The organism is Thalassospira profundimaris (assembly GCF_003326755.1).
Lineage (GTDB): Bacteria > Pseudomonadota > Alphaproteobacteria > Rhodospirillales > Thalassospiraceae > Thalassospira > Thalassospira profundimaris_B.
In genome coordinates, this window is record NZ_JPWH01000004.1 from 178,985 (window position 1) to 194,891 (window position 15,907).

Annotated in this window: 15 protein-coding genes and 1 riboswitch; of the genes, 6 read left to right on the top strand and 9 right to left on the bottom strand. The window is 55.2% G+C overall.

Going from position 1 to position 15,907, the window contains the following annotated elements:
- Positions 1–18: 18 nt before the first annotated feature.
- From TH25_RS06935 to TH25_RS06950, 4 genes are all read right to left on the bottom strand, one after another.
- Positions 19–603, bottom strand: a complete 585-nt coding sequence (locus TH25_RS06935) for a helix-turn-helix domain-containing protein (RefSeq protein WP_114087691.1) — start codon at positions 601–603, stop codon at positions 19–21.
- A gap of 101 nt (positions 604–704) precedes the next feature.
- Positions 705–1,274, bottom strand: a complete 570-nt coding sequence (rsmD, locus tag TH25_RS06940; RefSeq protein ID WP_114087692.1) for a 16S rRNA (guanine(966)-N(2))-methyltransferase RsmD — start codon at positions 1,272–1,274, stop codon at positions 705–707.
- On the bottom strand, positions 1,274–3,124 hold the full coding sequence (locus TH25_RS25635) for a pseudouridine synthase (RefSeq protein ID WP_114087693.1): 1,851 nt from the start codon (positions 3,122–3,124) through the stop codon (positions 1,274–1,276). Before TH25_RS25635 ends, rsmD begins: the two co-directional genes overlap by 1 nt.
- Positions 3,121–3,837, bottom strand: a complete 717-nt coding sequence (locus TH25_RS06950; protein WP_114087779.1) for a gamma-glutamyl-gamma-aminobutyrate hydrolase family protein — start codon at positions 3,835–3,837, stop codon at positions 3,121–3,123. Before TH25_RS06950 ends, TH25_RS25635 begins: the two co-directional genes overlap by 4 nt.
- A gap of 294 nt (positions 3,838–4,131) precedes the next feature.
- Here TH25_RS06950 and TH25_RS06955 point away from each other — a divergent pair, with 294 nt between their 5' ends.
- Positions 4,132–4,566 carry a nucleoside deaminase gene (locus tag TH25_RS06955; protein WP_114087780.1) on the top strand — a complete coding sequence of 145 codons (435 nt, stop codon included), beginning with the start codon at positions 4,132–4,134 and terminating at the stop codon, positions 4,564–4,566.
- A 147-nt stretch (positions 4,567–4,713) separates the two neighbouring features.
- On the opposite strand, the gene TH25_RS06960 is transcribed toward TH25_RS06955, so the two are convergent.
- Complete coding sequence (locus TH25_RS06960) at positions 4,714–5,463, bottom strand: SDR family oxidoreductase (RefSeq protein WP_114087694.1); 750 nt, start codon at positions 5,461–5,463, stop codon at positions 4,714–4,716.
- Between the two features lie 133 nt (positions 5,464–5,596).
- Positions 5,597–6,520: an AraC family transcriptional regulator gene (locus TH25_RS06965; protein ID WP_114087695.1), complete on the bottom strand. Its 924-nt coding sequence runs from the start codon at positions 6,518–6,520 to the stop codon at positions 5,597–5,599.
- Positions 6,521–6,915: 395 nt separating this feature from the next.
- On the opposite strand from TH25_RS06965, the gene TH25_RS06970 reads away from it, so the two are divergent.
- Entirely contained in the window at positions 6,916–8,424 is a 1,509-nt protein-coding gene (locus TH25_RS06970; protein ID WP_114087696.1) for a DASS family sodium-coupled anion symporter, read from the top strand.
- Between the two features lie 93 nt (positions 8,425–8,517).
- On the opposite strand, the gene TH25_RS06975 is transcribed toward TH25_RS06970, so the two are convergent.
- Positions 8,518–10,125 carry an OpgD/OpgG family glucan biosynthesis protein gene (locus TH25_RS06975; RefSeq protein ID WP_114087697.1) on the bottom strand — a complete coding sequence of 536 codons (1,608 nt, stop codon included), beginning with the start codon at positions 10,123–10,125 and terminating at the stop codon, positions 8,518–8,520.
- 267 nt (positions 10,126–10,392) lie between these two features.
- Here TH25_RS06975 and TH25_RS06985 point away from each other — a divergent pair, with 267 nt between their 5' ends.
- From TH25_RS06985 to TH25_RS07000, 4 genes are all read left to right on the top strand, one after another.
- Positions 10,393–10,647: a helix-turn-helix domain-containing protein gene (locus TH25_RS06985; protein WP_114087699.1), complete on the top strand. Its 255-nt coding sequence runs from the start codon at positions 10,393–10,395 to the stop codon at positions 10,645–10,647.
- A gap of 204 nt (positions 10,648–10,851) precedes the next feature.
- Positions 10,852–11,052: riboswitch (cobalamin riboswitch) on the top strand.
- Positions 11,053–11,207: 155 nt separating this feature from the next.
- Positions 11,208–12,233: an ABC transporter substrate-binding protein gene (locus TH25_RS06990; RefSeq protein WP_114087700.1), complete on the top strand. Its 1,026-nt coding sequence runs from the start codon at positions 11,208–11,210 to the stop codon at positions 12,231–12,233.
- 2 nt (positions 12,234–12,235) lie between these two features.
- Complete coding sequence (locus tag TH25_RS06995) at positions 12,236–13,270, top strand: FecCD family ABC transporter permease (protein WP_114087701.1); 1,035 nt, start codon at positions 12,236–12,238, stop codon at positions 13,268–13,270.
- Positions 13,267–14,049: an ABC transporter ATP-binding protein gene (locus tag TH25_RS07000; RefSeq protein ID WP_114087702.1), complete on the top strand. Its 783-nt coding sequence runs from the start codon at positions 13,267–13,269 to the stop codon at positions 14,047–14,049. The genes TH25_RS06995 and TH25_RS07000 overlap by 4 nt, the downstream gene beginning before the upstream one ends.
- Before the next feature lie 34 nt (positions 14,050–14,083).
- On the opposite strand, the gene TH25_RS07005 is transcribed toward TH25_RS07000, so the two are convergent.
- Together TH25_RS07005 and TH25_RS07010 are read right to left on the bottom strand one after the other, a co-directional pair.
- Positions 14,084–14,710, bottom strand: coding sequence for a YfdX family protein (locus TH25_RS07005; protein WP_114087703.1), 627 nt, complete (start codon positions 14,708–14,710; stop codon positions 14,084–14,086).
- 332 nt (positions 14,711–15,042) lie between these two features.
- Positions 15,043–15,786, bottom strand: a complete 744-nt coding sequence (locus TH25_RS07010) for a hypothetical protein (RefSeq protein ID WP_114087704.1) — start codon at positions 15,784–15,786, stop codon at positions 15,043–15,045.
- Positions 15,787–15,907: the final 121 nt, after the last annotated feature.

The window sequence follows — 15,907 nt, forward strand, 5'->3', positions numbered from 1 at the left end:
TTTGCCCATGAAAAGGTTTCAATCAGCGGTCGGTTTCTGGTCAAAGCCGGTCGTCAGGCGCACCGCCCGTCCGTCAGACAGATAAAACCGCTCCCATAAAATATAGCGGTCAACAATGCGCATGGGGGCCCCATCGCGCGGGGAATTGGCAAACAGGATATGGTCGGACTGGTCATCATGCCAGCCAATATGATGCAGCTTCTTTTCGGCAGCGGCAATTTCGCGATTGGCAAATCGCCACAGGGAAACACCCAGTAATTCGGTTTCATCGCGCTGCCATTCCTTTTGGCGCGGCCCGGATGAACATAACAGCCGGTGGCTGCGATCCTCGATCAGATGAACGCGCTGCCTTGATTGCGATACCAAACGTTTTAACGCCTGATCCAGGCGGAAATTGCGGTTGTGCGTCATCATGTCGCAGAGCAATTTTTGCTGAAATGGTGCGGGAGATTGAAGGTCCTTTTCCCAGCGCGAAACCGTTGCCTGTGTGACCCCCAAAATATCGGCCAGCCGTTGCTGTTTGATGTCAGCCGCGCGTCGCCAGTGCCGCAATTTCTGGCCAAAGCTGGCGATATTATCGGCTATGTCGCGGGTATGGGGCATGGCTGCGCGATACTGTTATGACAAGATCGACAGAATACCGCGCAGGCCCGCCCTCTTCAAGAAATTGGGCAGGTTTCCTGGCAATGGTTCTGCCCAAGCAGTCAAGAATATAACCGCATCATATCAATCTGGCAGCGGCCATATTTGCGGGTATCGAGAATATCGATGCCGGGAATATCGGTCATCGCGTCGCGCGGGTCGCGTTCGGCGATGATCAGGGTTTTATCATCAATCCATCCCGCTGCGCGCAGGGCCTGAATGGACGGCGTGATCAAATCCTGATGATAGGGCGGATCAAGGAAGATTAGGCTGGCAGGTGTGCTTGCCTTGACCGGCCTGGTGGCATCGGCGCGCCGGGCGCTGGCGCGGTCTTCCAGTTTCAGGGTTTTGATATTCTCGTCAATCGCGGCAAGGGCCTTGCTGTCGCGGTCAAAAAACACCGCCTTTTGCGCCCCGCGTGACAGGGCCTCAAGGCCCAGCGCGCCGGAACCGGCAAAGGCATCAAGCACAATCCCGTCATAAAGCGGGTTTTCATCCTCTTCATACCAGCGGCTGGCATGGGACAGAATATTAAACAGGGCCTCGCGAACGCGATCCAGGGTCGGGCGCACATCCTTGCCTGCCGGGCAGGCAAGGTTACGGCCGCGCAGGCTGCCACCAACAATGCGCATTAACGATCCCCTCCACGTCGGCCATTATTTCCACCACCGGGGCGGGAGGAACCTCTGGGGCCAGCAGGACGGTCGTTCTGGCGGTTATTCTGGGTGTTGCCTCCTGCATAACGCCCACGTCCCTTGTTGGTCGGGCGGTTCGTTGTATCGCGGCGGGTGTTATCGCCCTCGTCACGGTCACGCCGGGCATCGGGTTTGCCACGCCCTGCCGGACGGTCCGAACGTGCCTCGGGGCCGGACCCGCGTTTGGCATCATTGAAATCATCGCCACGGTTTTGCTGGTCACGGCGGCCGCTGCGGCCACCACGTCCGGCAAAGCCGCCGGTTTGTTGCTGGCTGCGGAAGGCATCATTGCGATCAGCATCATTATTGCGGTTCCGGTTGCCACCGAATGACCGGCTTGTATCGTTTCCATCGCGGTTATCCCGCCTGTCCCGGCGACCACGGAAGCTGTCGTTACGATCGCCACGATCATTGCGCTCGTTGCGGTCATCATGGCCTGCGCGGTTATCCGGGCGGCCTTGTCCGCGCGGTCCGCCGCTGCTCTGGCTGTTGCGGCCACGATAACTGCCTTCCGAACGTTCGCCACCGGTGGTGTGATCATTGCGGAAACCGCGATTGGGGTTTTGGTTCCGTTCCGTACGATCGCCGCGATCAGCGCGATTATCACGATCTCCACGATTCGGGCGATCATTCCGGCCGCTGCGGAAATCATTGTCACGGTTCCGGTCGCGTGCATCATCGCGGTTGCCAAAACCACGGCGCGCGCCAGTTCCACTTCCGGTATTCTGTTCCTGGCGGTCACGGTTAAACGGGCGTGCGCCACCACTGCGGTGCTGCGTCGAACCGCCAAAACCACCGGTATCATCGTCGCTGCGGTTCCGGTCAAACCGTTCTTTATTACGGTCTGCCGGTTTGCGGGCTGGAGCGGCCTTTTTCGGGCGCGGTTTGGTGGCACGGCCATCGCGGTCCGGGTCGGCCTTGCCGCCTTCACCGTTAAAAAAGCCGGCAAGCTGTTCTTTCATCACCTTGCCGGTGATTTCATCAATTTCACCCGGTGCCATTTTACCCAGATGGAACGGACCATAAGACAGGCGCATCAGGCGTGTAACCGGCCAGCCAAGATGTTCCATCACCCGGCGGATTTCGCGGTTTTTGCCTTCGCGCAGCGTTACGGTCATCCAGGCATTGGTACCTTTCTGAACGTCAACTTCCGCCTGGATCGATCCGTAATTAACCCCGTCAATCGTAATGCCGTCTTCAAGCTGTTTGAGCTTGGCGTCGTCAATAAAGCCATGCACACGCACACGATAACGGCGCGCCCAGCCGGTGGAGGGCAGCTCCAGATAGCGTGCCAGTTCGCCGTCATTCGTCAGAAGCAACAAACCTTCGGAATTCAGGTCCAGCCGACCGACCGAAATCACACGCGGCATATGTGGTGGCAGATTGTCAAATACCGTTTCGCGGCCCTGTTCGTCACGGTGACTTGTTACCAGCCCGCGTTTTTTAAACAGGCGCCACAGGCGCGGTTTTTGTTTTTCGGGCAGGGGGGCGTCATTGACATAAATAATGTCATTGTCGGTTACGGTAACCGCCGGAGTATCCAGGCGCTTGCCGTTCAGCTTGACTTTGCCATCCAGAATAAGCTGTTCGGCATCGCGGCGCGAACAAACGCCGGACCGGGCAATGCGCTTGGCAATGCGTTCACGCGGCAAGTCTTCTGCCGGGGCGCTTGCTGTGGCGTCTTTCTCTGCCTGTGCCCCCGCATCGTCCTGCGGCATTTCCGCATCAAATTCGTCTTCGATGTGCGGGTTTTCCTGTGACGGGGCGTTGTTTGCCTTGTCGGTCATTTCCGGGCCTCAATGATCAGGGCGTCGAAGATTTTGGCATCTCCGGTGCTGATGTGAAATTCGGGATGCCACTGCACCCCAAGGCAATAACGATAACCGGGATGTTCAATCCCCTCGATCACGCCATCAGGCGCGCGCGAATTGATGATCACGTCCGGTCCAACCTCTGCCACGGCCTGGTGGTGGGCCGAATTGACAGATAAATGATCCACATTGTCGCAAATGCGCGCCAGCAGGGTGCCTGCCTCCACTGTTACCTCGTGTCCGGCCTCGTCACGCGGGTTGGGCTGTTCATGGGGCAGGCAGTTTTCAACACTATCGGGGATATGCTGAATAAGCGTGCCACCCAAAATAACGTTCAGCAATTGCTGCCCGCCACAAATACCCAGTACCGGCATATTGCGCTTTAACGCGCCTTCGGCCATTGCCCATTCAAACTTTGTGCGGCGGTCCTTGGTGATCACGCTGTCATGGCGTTCCTCGGCCCCAAACAGGGACGGGTCAACGTCAAAGGCCCCGCCGGTCACAACCAGGCCGTCAATCAATTCCAGTAATTCGGGGACCAGTTCCACCTCGTGGGGCAGGGGCATGGGAATGCCGCCAGCGGCGACAACGGCCCCGGCATAATTCTGGCGCAGCGCATACCACGGAAATTTCGAATAGCCACCGGGCTCTTCGGAATCAAGGGTGATGCCAATAATCGGTTTTTTCATCTGATTGCTCATGGGCGCTGTTTAGCCTTCTCTCGGAATCGGGGCAACGGCTATCATAGGGTCGGGCTGGTTTATCGCGATTTTTAACATGCTTTTTCGCAATCATGTTCTGTCATGTTCTTAAACGGCCCGTTTCAGGCGATGGTGACAAGGCCCGATCATAGGCATTACATGACAAATTGAAAACAGGTCACTAAAACGAAGCGCGGGCAACGCACCTCAAATTTGCCGATTCATCGAACTTTTAACGGATGCAAACAAACCATGACGTCCCCCTTTACGGTCAATTCATTTATGGACCTCGCCTTGCAAGAAGCCCGCGCAGCGGCTGCACGCGGCGAGGTGCCGGTTGGGGCTGTGGTGGTGGATGGCACAACGGGCGAGGTTCTGGCATCTGCCGGGAATTTGACCGAAGCCAACAATGACCCAAGCGCGCATGCCGAAATTCTTGCCATTCGGGCGGCTGCGGCAAAACGTGGCGAACCGCGCCTGCCGGGCTGTGATTTGTATGTCACCCTTGAACCCTGTCCGATGTGCGCCACGGCCATTTCCTTTGCCCGCATTCGCCGGGTTTATTTTGGGGCCTATGACCCCAAAGGCGGCGGGGTGGATCATGGTCCGCGCATCTATCAAAGTTCAAGCTGCCATCACCAGCCCGAGATTTATGGTGGTATCGGGGAAACAGAAGCCGCCGATTTGCTGCGCGAATTTTTTGCTGTGCGCCGGTAATTCTGTGATTTCAGTGCCTGGGGGTAAAATAAAACCGGCCCGTTTATGGTGAAACGGGCCGGTTTTCCTGTTTATCGGCAGTCTTTAATTCGATGTTTGCCAATAAAGGTCAGTGTGCTTTGGCAAACCGCCTTGCCATTTGATGGCTTATTTAGACAGGGCAACCGCATCGGCCCCGGCTGGCAGGCGGGTCGGGCAGTTCGGGTCGGTTGCGGCCTGCCATACGGCTTTGGCGACGTCTTCGCTATAGGTCAACATATCGACCGGTTCCTGTTCGAAATTGGCAAAAACGTTTTGGATCTGGTCGTTATAGGCGTCGTGGAAACCGCCATTGTTATGGATCAGAACACGTGCATTTTGGCCAAATTTGGTTGTCGGCGCACGTCCCGGAAGAACAACACGGGCCTGCACATTAAAGGGTGCCAGTTCCAGCGCCAGGGAATCGGTAAAGGCATTTACCGCTGCCTTGCTGGCACTATAAACCGCAAGCATCAGAAGCGGTTTTAACGTGACCGACGAGGTAACGTTAATAACGACACCGCTTTTGCGGGCGCGGAATTGCGGCAAAAATGCCTGGGTCAGGGCGATGGTGCCAAATGTGTTGGTTTCAAAAATCTGGCGTACGATATCCATCGATGTGGCTTCAACTGCATTAATCCAGCCGATACCGGCATTATTGACCAGAACGTCAATTTCACCGGCGGCCTCGACGGCCTGTTTGATGCTTTCTTCGCTGGTTACATCCAGGGGCAGAACCTGCAGGTTTTCAGCAGGGGGTAAAACCGCATCATCGGGTTTGCGCATGGTCGCAATGACCTTCCAGCCCTGGGCGAGAAAATATTGGGCGGTTTCAAGGCCAAAACCGGATGAACAACCTGTAATCATTACCGTTTTCATGGACAGTCCTTTCTGTCGGGGGAACCGTTCATGATATAATTTGTAAAATCCGGATTATCTATAACAGGTAATCCATAATTCGTGCGAATCAGTCCAATCTTGCGATGGGGTGCCCAAATCGCATTCTGATGGATCATTCCTGTATGTCGGGTTCGGGGCTTTCCTGGCGTCCATATTGTGCCGGTGGGCAGCCAACATGGCGCGAAAATGCCACGCTAAATGCGCTGGCTGATCCATACCCCACCTGCTGGGCAACTTCGGCGATGGTGCATTTCTTCTGGCGCAGTATTCTTTGGGCCAGCGACATGCGCCAGTTCAGCAAATAATCCATCGGGGCTATGCCGACCGATTTTTGAAAACGGTCAAAAAAGGCGGAACGCGACATACCGGCACGTTTGGCAAGCTCGGCGATGGTCCAGCTATGACCCGGTTTTTCATGCAGGGCCCGAAGGGCGATGCTTAGTCTTTCGTCGCTCAGCCCGCGCAGCAAGCCAGGGTTTGCCTTCATTTCCGGGGCGGATCGCAGGGTTTCGATCAACAAGGCTTCCAAAAGATGTTGCAGGATAATTTCGCGCGCCGGGCGGTTTGCGCGGGCTTCGTCGGCGACCAGCTTTGCCAGTACACCCAGCCTGTTTTCGCCGCGCACCACGATCATGTCGGGCAGCAGTGGCACCAGCACGGCGGCATCGGGGGAATCAAACACGCAATAGCCAATTAATTGCTGGGTATCGGGCGGGCCATCCTGCCGGCCGACGCGAAATGTGCCATCTTCAAGTTTGACGGGTAATTGCCCCACTCCACGCGGTGGTGGTGCCGGGTCAACACTTGCCATGCTGAAACTGTAAGCTGCAGGGACTAACACAAAATCACCGGGACCAATAATGACCGGCTCTTTGTTTTCAACGTTCAGGCAGGCCTGCCCGCTTAGCATCATGCCATAATAGACCTTGCCGGTTTCATAACGCTCCACCCGCCAGCTTCCCGCTGCGCTGAGCATTTTTGAAAAGGGTGCATCGGGTTTTAACAGCGAAACAATTTCAGCAAGCGGGTCGGACATGCGGGAGAAGGTCTTTCATCGGGCATTGGATGGGACAATTCGTTAAACCAGCTTATCGCCTTAACCGCCAACGGCCAAAAAGAAACCTGCCATCAAGGCCGGGCTTGCATCGGATATTAATTTGAATCTCACTTTTCCAAGTCGGGAAGGTGCTGGAATATCCATGTGCCAGAAAGCGATTGAGCGGGCCAAGGGGCGCGCGTATTTCAAATCCCAAACAGCCATCACCAGCCCCAGATTTACGGTGATATCGGGGAAGTTGAGGCGGCGAGATTGCTCCGGGATTTTTTTGGATCTCTGCGCTAGATCAGAAAACTGGTTTTAATACAGGTTTAAGTTTCAATCAGATTTGGGGGACTTCCTTATCGGGATCACCAGAAGCTGATGGAAAATTGATGTCTGAAAAACTGCGTTCGGCCACTGATGACAAAATACCGTTGCGTGGCCCTGCAAGTGGGCTGAATTTCGGTTTAATTGCCGCGCTTGCCGCCTTTATTGCCATTATGCTGTTACCAACACCCGAGGGCCTGCCCATTGCCGGGCAGCGGATGTTGGCGATTTTTATTTTTGCCGTGATCATCTGGATTACCGAAGCAATTGATTTTGCCGTCAGCGCCATTGTTATCGCCGCCATGATGGCGGTCGCACTGGGGCTGTCGCCCGATGTCAGCAATACCGACACCCTGTTGGGCACCTCAAAGGCGCTTGGCACCGCCATTACCGGTTTTAGCAGCCGGGCGCTTATTTTGGTGGCCGCAGCCCTTTTGTTATCAGCCGCCATGACCCTGACCGGGCTGGATCGCCGTATTGCCATGATCGTGCTCTCGAAGGTCGGGGCCAGTGTCAGCCATATTGTAATTGGCAGCATTGTTGTTGCCACCCTGCTGGCTTTTCTGGTGCCCAGCGCGACTGCGCGTGCGGCGGCGGTTATCCCCATCATGATGGGCATTGTCGCGACCTTTGGTGCCGGGAAACAAAGCCGCTTTGCCGGTTTGCTGATCATGACAACGGTGCAGGCGGTCAGCATCTGGAATGTGGGTATCAAAACCGCTGCGGCCCAAAACATGGTTGCAGTCGGTTTTTTACAGCGCACCCTGGGGCTGGATATTACCTGGCTGGACTGGTTTGTGGCGGCTGCACCTTTTTCGTTGCTGATGTCGGCGGCGTTGTATTTTGTGATGATGCGCATGATGCCGCCCGAACATGAAACCGTACCGGGTGGTCGCGAAAGTGTGGCCGCCGCGCTTAAGGAAATCGGCCCGATGACCGGGGCGGAAAAACGCCTGTTAAGCGTTTCCTTGTTGCTGGTGTTTTGCTGGGCTACCGAGGGTGTGTTGCATCACTTTGACAGTGCAACCCTGACGGTTCTTGCCGTGACTTTCCTGTTATTGCCCGGTGTGGGCGTTATGAGCTGGAAACAGGCCAATGCCAAATTTCCCTGGGGCACGATTGTTCTTTTTGGTGTCGGTATCAGCCTTGGGTCGGCCTTGCTCAGCACCGGGGCGGCATCCTGGCTGGCAAAGTCGGCGGTGGATATGTTTGGCCTGTCGGGCTTTGGCACATTGGGTATTGTTGCCGTGCTGGGCGGTTTTTTGATTGTGATCCATCTGGGCTTTGCCAGTGCCACGGCCCTGGCTTCCTCGATGATCCCGATCATCATTGCCGTGCTTCAGCAAATGGATAGCGGCAGTGTCAATGTGTTTGGCACAACCATTTTGCTGCAATTTGTTGTCAGCTTCGGGTTCATTCTGCCGGTCAATTCCCCGCAGGGCATGGTCGCGCACGGGACGGATACCTTTGCGGTGAAGGACTTTGTCCGTACCGGTCTGGTGTTAACCGTGATTGCCTATATGTTAACGCTGGTCTTTACCGCCACCTATTGGAAATGGCTTGGGCTGGCATAGTAACCATATATCCAGAACAGACAAACCCGCCCTCAAAAGGCGGGTTCGCTGTGTCGGATGCCGGGGTTAATGCCGGTCCTGATACGGTGGTTGTTATTTTGAATCCCAGTTTTTCAGGCCGGGCAGATGCTGGAACATCCAGGTTTCAGACAGCGGCCCGTCGCCCCGTTTGAGATACATGCGCATATCAACCGGGTCATTGCCCTGAACTTCCAGGTCAAACATGGCACGCCACAGACGGGTATCGGGGATCGGTTCGGTTTTGATGCGTGACAGCTTGCCGCGTGAAACCGATACAATCGCTTCGGGATATTCGCCGTAAGCCAGGGTTCCCAGAATATCGCCTTCAAAATCGATCACAAATTTTGTTACGCCTGCCGGGCGGGGCAGGCCTTCCTGTCCGCCACGGCCCAGACGGGTGGCCTTGACATGGGCCAGTTTTTCCAGCGGATAGGGGTTATGTGCCTGCCAGTATAAACGATACCGGAAATTATAGGATTGCCCGGCTTTTGCCGGGGCCTCGGGCACCCAGAAGGCGGCAATATTGTCGTGAATTTCATCATCGGTCGGAATTTCAACAAGCTGCACGGCGCCTTTGCCCCAGGCACCCAGCGGTTCCACCCACAGGCTGGGGCGGCGATGATACAGCACCCCATCGAGATAATGTGTCACATCGCGGTCACGCTGCATCAGGCCAAAGCCACGCGGGTTATCATCGCCAAAGGCCGATGCGCGGGTGACTTCGGGGTTGTTAAGCTGCCGCCAGATGCGTTCACCGCCCCCGGTCCACAGGGCCAGCCCGTCGGAATCATGCACTTCCGGCCGCCAGTCCATACGGAACGGGCGGTTTTGCTCGGAATACCAGAACATGCTGGTCAGCGGGGCGACGCCAAAACGTTCGATGTCTCTGCGAATGAACAGGAATTTTTCCACATCCATCGTCACACCCTTGCCCCGCGTCAGGTAAAAACGATAGGCACCGGTGATGCTGGGACCATCCAGCAGGGCATAAACCGTGACCGGGTCTTCGGCCTTTTTCGCGGGTTCGATGTAAAATTCGGTGAAATCGGGAAATTCTTCGCCTTTCTGGGTGGCGGTATTGATGGCGATACCGCGTGCCGAAAGGCCATATTGCCCTTCATCGCCAATGGCCCGGAAATAGGATGCGCCCAAAAAGGCCGCCCAGTCCTGGGTTTTCCAGTCATCACGGTGAATGTCTTCATGCAGGCGGAACCCGGCAAAGCCGATATTTTCCGACAATTTGCGCGCCGGGCTGTCGGCGGGCATGTCAAAATAGTCGGTTTTGTATTTTACTTCCTGCGATTTGCCATCTTCAAGCAGGAACATATGCACCGGTTTCTGGAAAAACTGACCCATATGGAAATAGGTCACGGGATAAATGCCTGACCCGTCCGAGAACGGGGCAAAGTCCCGTTTGTATTTCAGTTTGCCATGTTCGGCATAATCAATCTGTTCCAGGATCGCCTTGTCCGGGGTTTTGGGAGCGACATAGGGTTTGGCTGCCATTTTGCGGGCACGTTCGACCAGCGCGTCAAAACTGAATTTCTGCTTTTTGCCCAGTTCCAGCTTTTTGACGGCATCGGCGGCAAAGGCCTGCTGCCAAAGCGACATGCCCGGCAAAACCAGACCGGCAGCCGCAGCGGACTTTAAAAATTGTCGGCGCTGTGCAGAAGTGTCCATCGAAATTATCCCTGTTATATTTTTGATTTGCACAAACTTGCGAAATAGTGTGGTGGCAATTCGGACAAAGAATGGCGAATTCGCGGCTAAATATATCAACGCGCAAGTTTTTGAATTGATCCCGTTTTCGATGGCTGCACACCATTTTGTGCGATTGACTTTTGGCGCGATGATGCAGCGTTAATTATACGGCTGTGAAGGGGATCTCATATTACGCTGTAGCGTAAAAAAATAAATTACGCTGTAGCGTAAAACGGAGAGGTTCCTATGAAAATCACGGCGCGAACGCCCGATCAAATTGGTAATGCTTTGCGCCGCGTGCGCAAGGCCAAAGGCATGACGCAAAAAGATGTCAGTGCGCGCACCAATTTACGGGTGGCGACGATTTCATCCCTGGAAAATGGGGACCCGGGCACGCAAATGCGCACAGTGATCAGTGTGCTGGCCGCCCTTGATCTTGAATTCGTTGTTCAGGACCGCATCCAGGAAAGCCAACCCAGCATAGAGGATATTTTCTCGTGAAGCCGGCACGACGTATTTGAGAAAACACTCGCCCTTTTACCCGATGATTTTCCGTTGGATTTATGCGAAGCGGTGGCAAGCGGCATAAAGACCCGACACCGGATATTGGGTTTGGGGCTTTCCAGGACGGGGGCAGGGCAGGGTTGAATGCCAATGTTTTTCCCGGCATCTGGTATCAAACGCCTTGACGATGGTCGGTCCTTATGGGACATCGTTTTTGCCGGTATCCTTTTTGGGATAGAGGGAATTCAAAACGGTTCGGTTCTTTCGGGCCGTTAAACGAAGCTGCCCCCGCAACTGTATGCGGCGAGCATGTCCTGATCACGCCACTGGGGTTTGCCCGGGAAGGCCAGGAACATGTGATAACCCGCGAGCCAGGAGACCTGCCGGCAATCGTGACGACAGACTGGGCGGGGTGCCCCGGAGATGTCCTGCTACTATCTGCCTGTTATGATACGATTGACATAACGGACTGGATTTATCGGGATTTTCTTTTAGTTCTCTGGTTCTTTGCCGGTTTGTCGCTGGATGTAACGGTTGTTCCTGTGAAAGGACATAACATGACCAGCGTTTTAAAACGGCTTGTCGCTGCCGGGGTGTTTGCAGCGGGCCTGTCTAGTGTTGCCGCTTCCGCGCAGGCAACAGATTATCCCCTGGAAATTCAAAATTGTGGCCGCACTGTTACCTTTGATCACGCGCCAAAACGTGTGGTCTCGCTGGGGCAAAGCAATACGGAAATTCTGTATCTTTTGGGGCTTTCGTCAAAGGTTGTGGGGACGGCGGTGTGGTTTGACCCGGTCATGCCGCAATTTGCCGAGGCCAATAGAAAAATCCCCCGCCTGGCGGATAATGACCCGTCCTTTGAAAGTGTGGTTGGACAACGCCCTGATCTGGTAACGGCGCAATTCCAGTGGCATGTGGGGCCAAGCGGTATTGTTGGCACAACTGCACAGTTCGACGAATTGGGTATTCCCGTCTATGTTGCCCCGGCTGATTGTGTGGGCAAGGATAACAGCACCGGTGGTGACGGCACGCGCACCGATGCCTTTTCAATGGATCTGATCTATAAGTCGATTCACGATCTTTCGTGTATTTTTGATGTCGAGGATCGTGGCGAGAAGCTGATTGCCGGGTTGAAACAGCGTGAACAGGCCGCAAAGCAGGATGTTGCCGGATTGGCGCATCGTGATGTTTCGGCGGTTTTCTGGTTTTCCAGTTCGGAATTGCATGCCGACCCCTATGTGGCCGGGCAAAAGGGCGCACCGGGATATATCTCTGGCGTGCTGGGTTTAAACAACGTGATCAAAAGCAATGATGAATGGCCGACGGTGGGCTGGGAAACCATCGCCCGGGCGGACCCGGACATTATTGTGATTGCCAAAATGGACCGGCGGCGTTACCCGGCCGATGACTGGCAACTTAAAATGAATTTCCTGAAAACCGACCCGGTCACAAGCCAGATGAAGGCGGTTAAAAACGGCCATATCGTGGTGATGGATGTGATGGGAATGGACCCGACCATTCGTACCATTGATGGTATAGAGCAACTGGCGGCGGCGGTTAAATCCTTTGGATTGGACAAATAGGCATGGGCCTGTTTGCGCGGACCGTTTTCTGGCAACGCATTGGCGCGGCAGGTATCGCGCTGATGCTGCTGGCTGCGGCAATGGCGTTTGCAACATCGATCGGTGAAACATCGATCCCGATCAAAACCGTGATCGATGCGCTCGCCAATCATGTTTTTGGTACGACGCACCCTGTTGATGCCATTGATGCCGGGATTATCTGGAATTACCGCCTTAGCCGGGCGGTGGTTGCGGCCTCCTGCGGGGCGGGGCTTGCCGTTTCGGGCGTCGTTTTGCAGGCCCTGCTGCGCAATAGTTTGGCCGACCCCTATTTGCTGGGTATTTCGGCCGGGGCATCGACCGGTGCCGTCAGTGTTGTGATCCTCGGCCTTGGTGGCGGGATGCTGTCGCTGTCAATGGGGGCCTTTGCCGGGGCGCTGGTGGCCTTTGTTTTTGTCAGTTTACTGGCCCTTCAGGCCGGGCGCTGTCCAGGGGCGATTATTCTGGCCGGGATTGCCGGGTCGCAAATGTTTAATGCGCTGACATCCTTTATCGTCACCAAATCGGCCAATGCCGAACAGGCACGCGGCATCATGTTCTGGCTTTTGGGCAGTTTAAGTGGTGTGCGCTGGCCCGATGCCGCCCTGGCCGTGCCGGTGATTGGGGCCGGTTTACTGGTGTGTCTTTGTTATGCCCGTGCACTGGATGCCTTTACCTTTGGCCGGGAATCCGCCGCATCACTGGGTATTCCTGTCCGGCGCGTCCATGTGTTGCTGATAGGGACATCGGCCCTGATGACAGCGGTGATGGTCAGCATTGTTGGTTCCATCGGTTTTGTCGGGCTGGTTATTCCGCATGCGGCGCGGTTTTTTGTGGGTGTGCGGCATGGTTTGTTATTGCCGCTGGCAGCCCTGATTGGCGCATTGTTTTTGGTCGGCGCGGATGTTGTTTCGCGCATTATTCTGCCTGGTCAGGTGGTGCCGATTGGTGTTGTGACCGCCCTGGTGGGGGCACCGGCCTTTGCCCTTATTTTGTGTCATCGGCGGGTGTTGCGATGAGCCTGGAACTGGTTGATGTTACATGGATGGCGGGCTATCGGAAGATTATTCACGATGTATCGCTGAAGGTCCGGCCCGGCGAGTTTTTGGGGCTGATCGGCCCGAATGGGTCGGGTAAAACCAGTTTGATGTCCATTCTGGCCGGGGTGCGTCGTCCGTTGCGTGGCAAGGCCCTGATGGGTGGGATGGAAATGCATAAAATGGGCCGTCGCAAGCTGGCGCAAAATATCGGCTTTGTCGAACAACAGGCCGATACCACCGATCGGTTGACTGTCCGTGAAGCTGTGTCGCTGGGGCGTATTCCCTATTTGAGCCTGCTTTCCCCCTGGTCATCGCGCGATGATGAACAGGTCGCCCGGGCGCTTTTGGATGTGGATATGGCCGATATGGCGGGTCGTTATTGGCAAACGCTTTCGGGTGGGGAAAAACAGCGTGTGCATATTGCCCGTGCGCTGGCCCAGGAACCAAAATTTCTGTTGCTCGATGAACCGACCAACCATCTGGATGTGCGCCATCAATTGGGTTTGCTGGAATTGGTGCGGGCTTTGAAAGTCACGGCGGTTGCCGCCCTGCATGACCTTAACCATGCTGCCCTGTTTTGTGACCGCATTGCTGTTATGAGCGAGGGACAATTGGTTGCCGTCGGTACACCGGCGGAAATCCTGACACCGGCACTTTTGCAGGATGTTTTTGGCGTTACGGCCGTGGTCGAACAGGACATGCAGGGAAAATGTCATATCCGTTATGCGGTATCTGAAAAACAAATGCCGGGCGCATGATGCGTCCGGCACTGCGGCGGAAATCAGAATTGTATCAGGAATGAGCCGGTACCACCGTGCTGGTGGTTGAAAATTGCGCGGTTTGAACGCCAAGATCCTGTTCAACCAGTCCAAGGGTCTGATTGGCCTCGCGGGGCTGGTTATTGGTTAACTGGGTATAGGCCAGGTCAAGATTACCACGGGTTTCGTCAAACGGCAGGATCACGCGGCTGATCTGGGCGGCATTGCTGACCTGGTTTCCGGCCGAAAAATCCTGGTCAAAAACAACCGGACCGGAAATGACGATATTGCCGGTAGCCCCATTGTTATACATGTCCGAAAGGGTGGCACGGGCATCATGCAGCAGTTGTCTGGCACTGTCGCGATCGCCGTTTGAAAGCGCAACCCGGGCCTGGTGAATCTGCTGCAAAACGGTTTCACCCTGCTGCGAAAAATCGGTTTTCATCGCCGGGCTATCGGAGTTTGGCTGTGCCATTTGGGTTTGTTTTGCCTGCCAGATGTCATATGCCTTGCGGCCACCATGCGCGCCGGCGGTGTTGTTCGGAACAACTGTCTTATAGGTGCCGTTTTCGGCAGCACTGGCAATGGCCGGGGTCATGGCAAGAGCGGAAACACCAAAAGCCAGCGTAACGATGGCAATGTTGCGAGACAGGTTTTTCATGAGGGTCATCCTTTGCGAGGGCGCGGTTGAAATAGTGAACAGGTGGGATGCAGCGAGACGGGCTGTTATGCGTGTCGTTGAAAGCGACATTTGCCAACAGCAATGCAGCGACTGTGCCAATTATTAACTAATTGAAAAATAATGATTTTATTTTGGGCGGCGTTGTGTATCGGGGTGGATGGTGGTTATTTCCACCATTTGGCGGTTGTTTTTGGGTTGTGAATGGTTGGCTTCATCTGTCTTTGGGGAACGGATGGTACTTGGCCCAGACCGATTAAAACAAATGCCGGGCGCACGATGCGCCCGGCTGTGAAGCGGTCAACAGGATAGGATCAGGAATTGGCAGGGGCCACGGTGCTGGTGGTCGAAATCTGGGCTGTCTGGACGCCAAGGTCCTGTTCAACCAGCCCAAGTGTCTGATTCGCCTGGAAAGAATGGTTGTTGATCAATTGGGTATAGGCCAGGTTAAGATTGCCAAGGGTGCTTTCAAACGGCAGGATCACCTGATTGATCTGGGCATCTCCCTTGATCTGGTTTCCGGCTGAAAAATCCTCGTCAAATACCAGCGGACCGGTAATCACGATATTGCCTGATGCGCCGTCATTATACATGTCCGACAGGGTGGCGCGGGCATTGTGCATCAGTTTTTTGGCGGTAACGTGGTCGCCAGCGGAAAGCGCGACCCGGGCCTGGTGAACCTCCTGTAAAACCGTTTCACCTTTTTGCGAAAAATCCGCCTGCATGGCCGGGCTGTTGAGGTTGGGCTGGGCAAGTTTGGCCTGCTGTGCCTCCCGAATATCATAGGCCTTGCGCGCACCATGCGGACCGGCATCATTGTTGGGAAGAACTTCATGGCTGACCTGCGGGGCTGCATTTTGGTCGCCCGATGTTTCCGGGTGGGTTGCCAGCCACATGTCATGTGCTTTGCGTGCCCCGTGGGCACCAGCGGTGTTGTTCGGCGTTATCGCCGGATACATACCGTTTTCCGCGGCATTGGCGATGCCAGGCGACATGGCGAGACCGGAAACACCAAAGGCCAGAGCAACGATGGCAATATTGCGCGACAGATTTTTCATGATCGTAGTCCTTTGCAATAACCCGATTGATTGAATAAACAGGCCGTCCCGGACGGGGTGATGGTCGGTGGGGCGCACTGCTTGTCGTTCAAAGCGACATCTGCCCAAGGAATTGCATATG

What these genes read in the sequence shown, in the direction of transcription:
- TH25_RS06935 (WP_114087691.1), bottom strand. Translation starts at nt 603, where the DNA reads ATGCCCCATACCCGCGACATAGCCGATAATATCGCCAGCTTTGGCCAG.
- rsmD (WP_114087692.1), bottom strand. Translation starts at nt 1,274, where the DNA reads ATGCGCATTGTTGGTGGCAGCCTGCGCGGCCGTAACCTTGCCTGCCCG.
- TH25_RS25635 (WP_114087693.1), bottom strand. Translation starts at nt 3,124, where the DNA reads ATGACCGACAAGGCAAACAACGCCCCGTCACAGGAAAACCCGCACATC.
- TH25_RS06950 (WP_114087779.1), bottom strand. Translation starts at nt 3,837, where the DNA reads ATGAAAAAACCGATTATTGGCATCACCCTTGATTCCGAAGAGCCCGGT.
- TH25_RS06955 (WP_114087780.1), top strand. Translation starts at nt 4,132, where the DNA reads ATGGACCTCGCCTTGCAAGAAGCCCGCGCAGCGGCTGCACGCGGCGAG.
- TH25_RS06960 (WP_114087694.1), bottom strand. Translation starts at nt 5,463, where the DNA reads ATGAAAACGGTAATGATTACAGGTTGTTCATCCGGTTTTGGCCTTGAA.
- TH25_RS06965 (WP_114087695.1), bottom strand. Translation starts at nt 6,520, where the DNA reads ATGTCCGACCCGCTTGCTGAAATTGTTTCGCTGTTAAAACCCGATGCA.
- TH25_RS06970 (WP_114087696.1), top strand. Translation starts at nt 6,916, where the DNA reads ATGTCTGAAAAACTGCGTTCGGCCACTGATGACAAAATACCGTTGCGT.
- TH25_RS06975 (WP_114087697.1), bottom strand. Translation starts at nt 10,125, where the DNA reads ATGGACACTTCTGCACAGCGCCGACAATTTTTAAAGTCCGCTGCGGCT.
- TH25_RS06985 (WP_114087699.1), top strand. Translation starts at nt 10,393, where the DNA reads ATGAAAATCACGGCGCGAACGCCCGATCAAATTGGTAATGCTTTGCGC.
- TH25_RS06990 (WP_114087700.1), top strand. Translation starts at nt 11,208, where the DNA reads ATGACCAGCGTTTTAAAACGGCTTGTCGCTGCCGGGGTGTTTGCAGCG.
- TH25_RS06995 (WP_114087701.1), top strand. Translation starts at nt 12,236, where the DNA reads ATGGGCCTGTTTGCGCGGACCGTTTTCTGGCAACGCATTGGCGCGGCA.
- TH25_RS07000 (WP_114087702.1), top strand. Translation starts at nt 13,267, where the DNA reads ATGAGCCTGGAACTGGTTGATGTTACATGGATGGCGGGCTATCGGAAG.
- TH25_RS07005 (WP_114087703.1), bottom strand. Translation starts at nt 14,710, where the DNA reads ATGAAAAACCTGTCTCGCAACATTGCCATCGTTACGCTGGCTTTTGGT.
- TH25_RS07010 (WP_114087704.1), bottom strand. Translation starts at nt 15,786, where the DNA reads ATGAAAAATCTGTCGCGCAATATTGCCATCGTTGCTCTGGCCTTTGGT.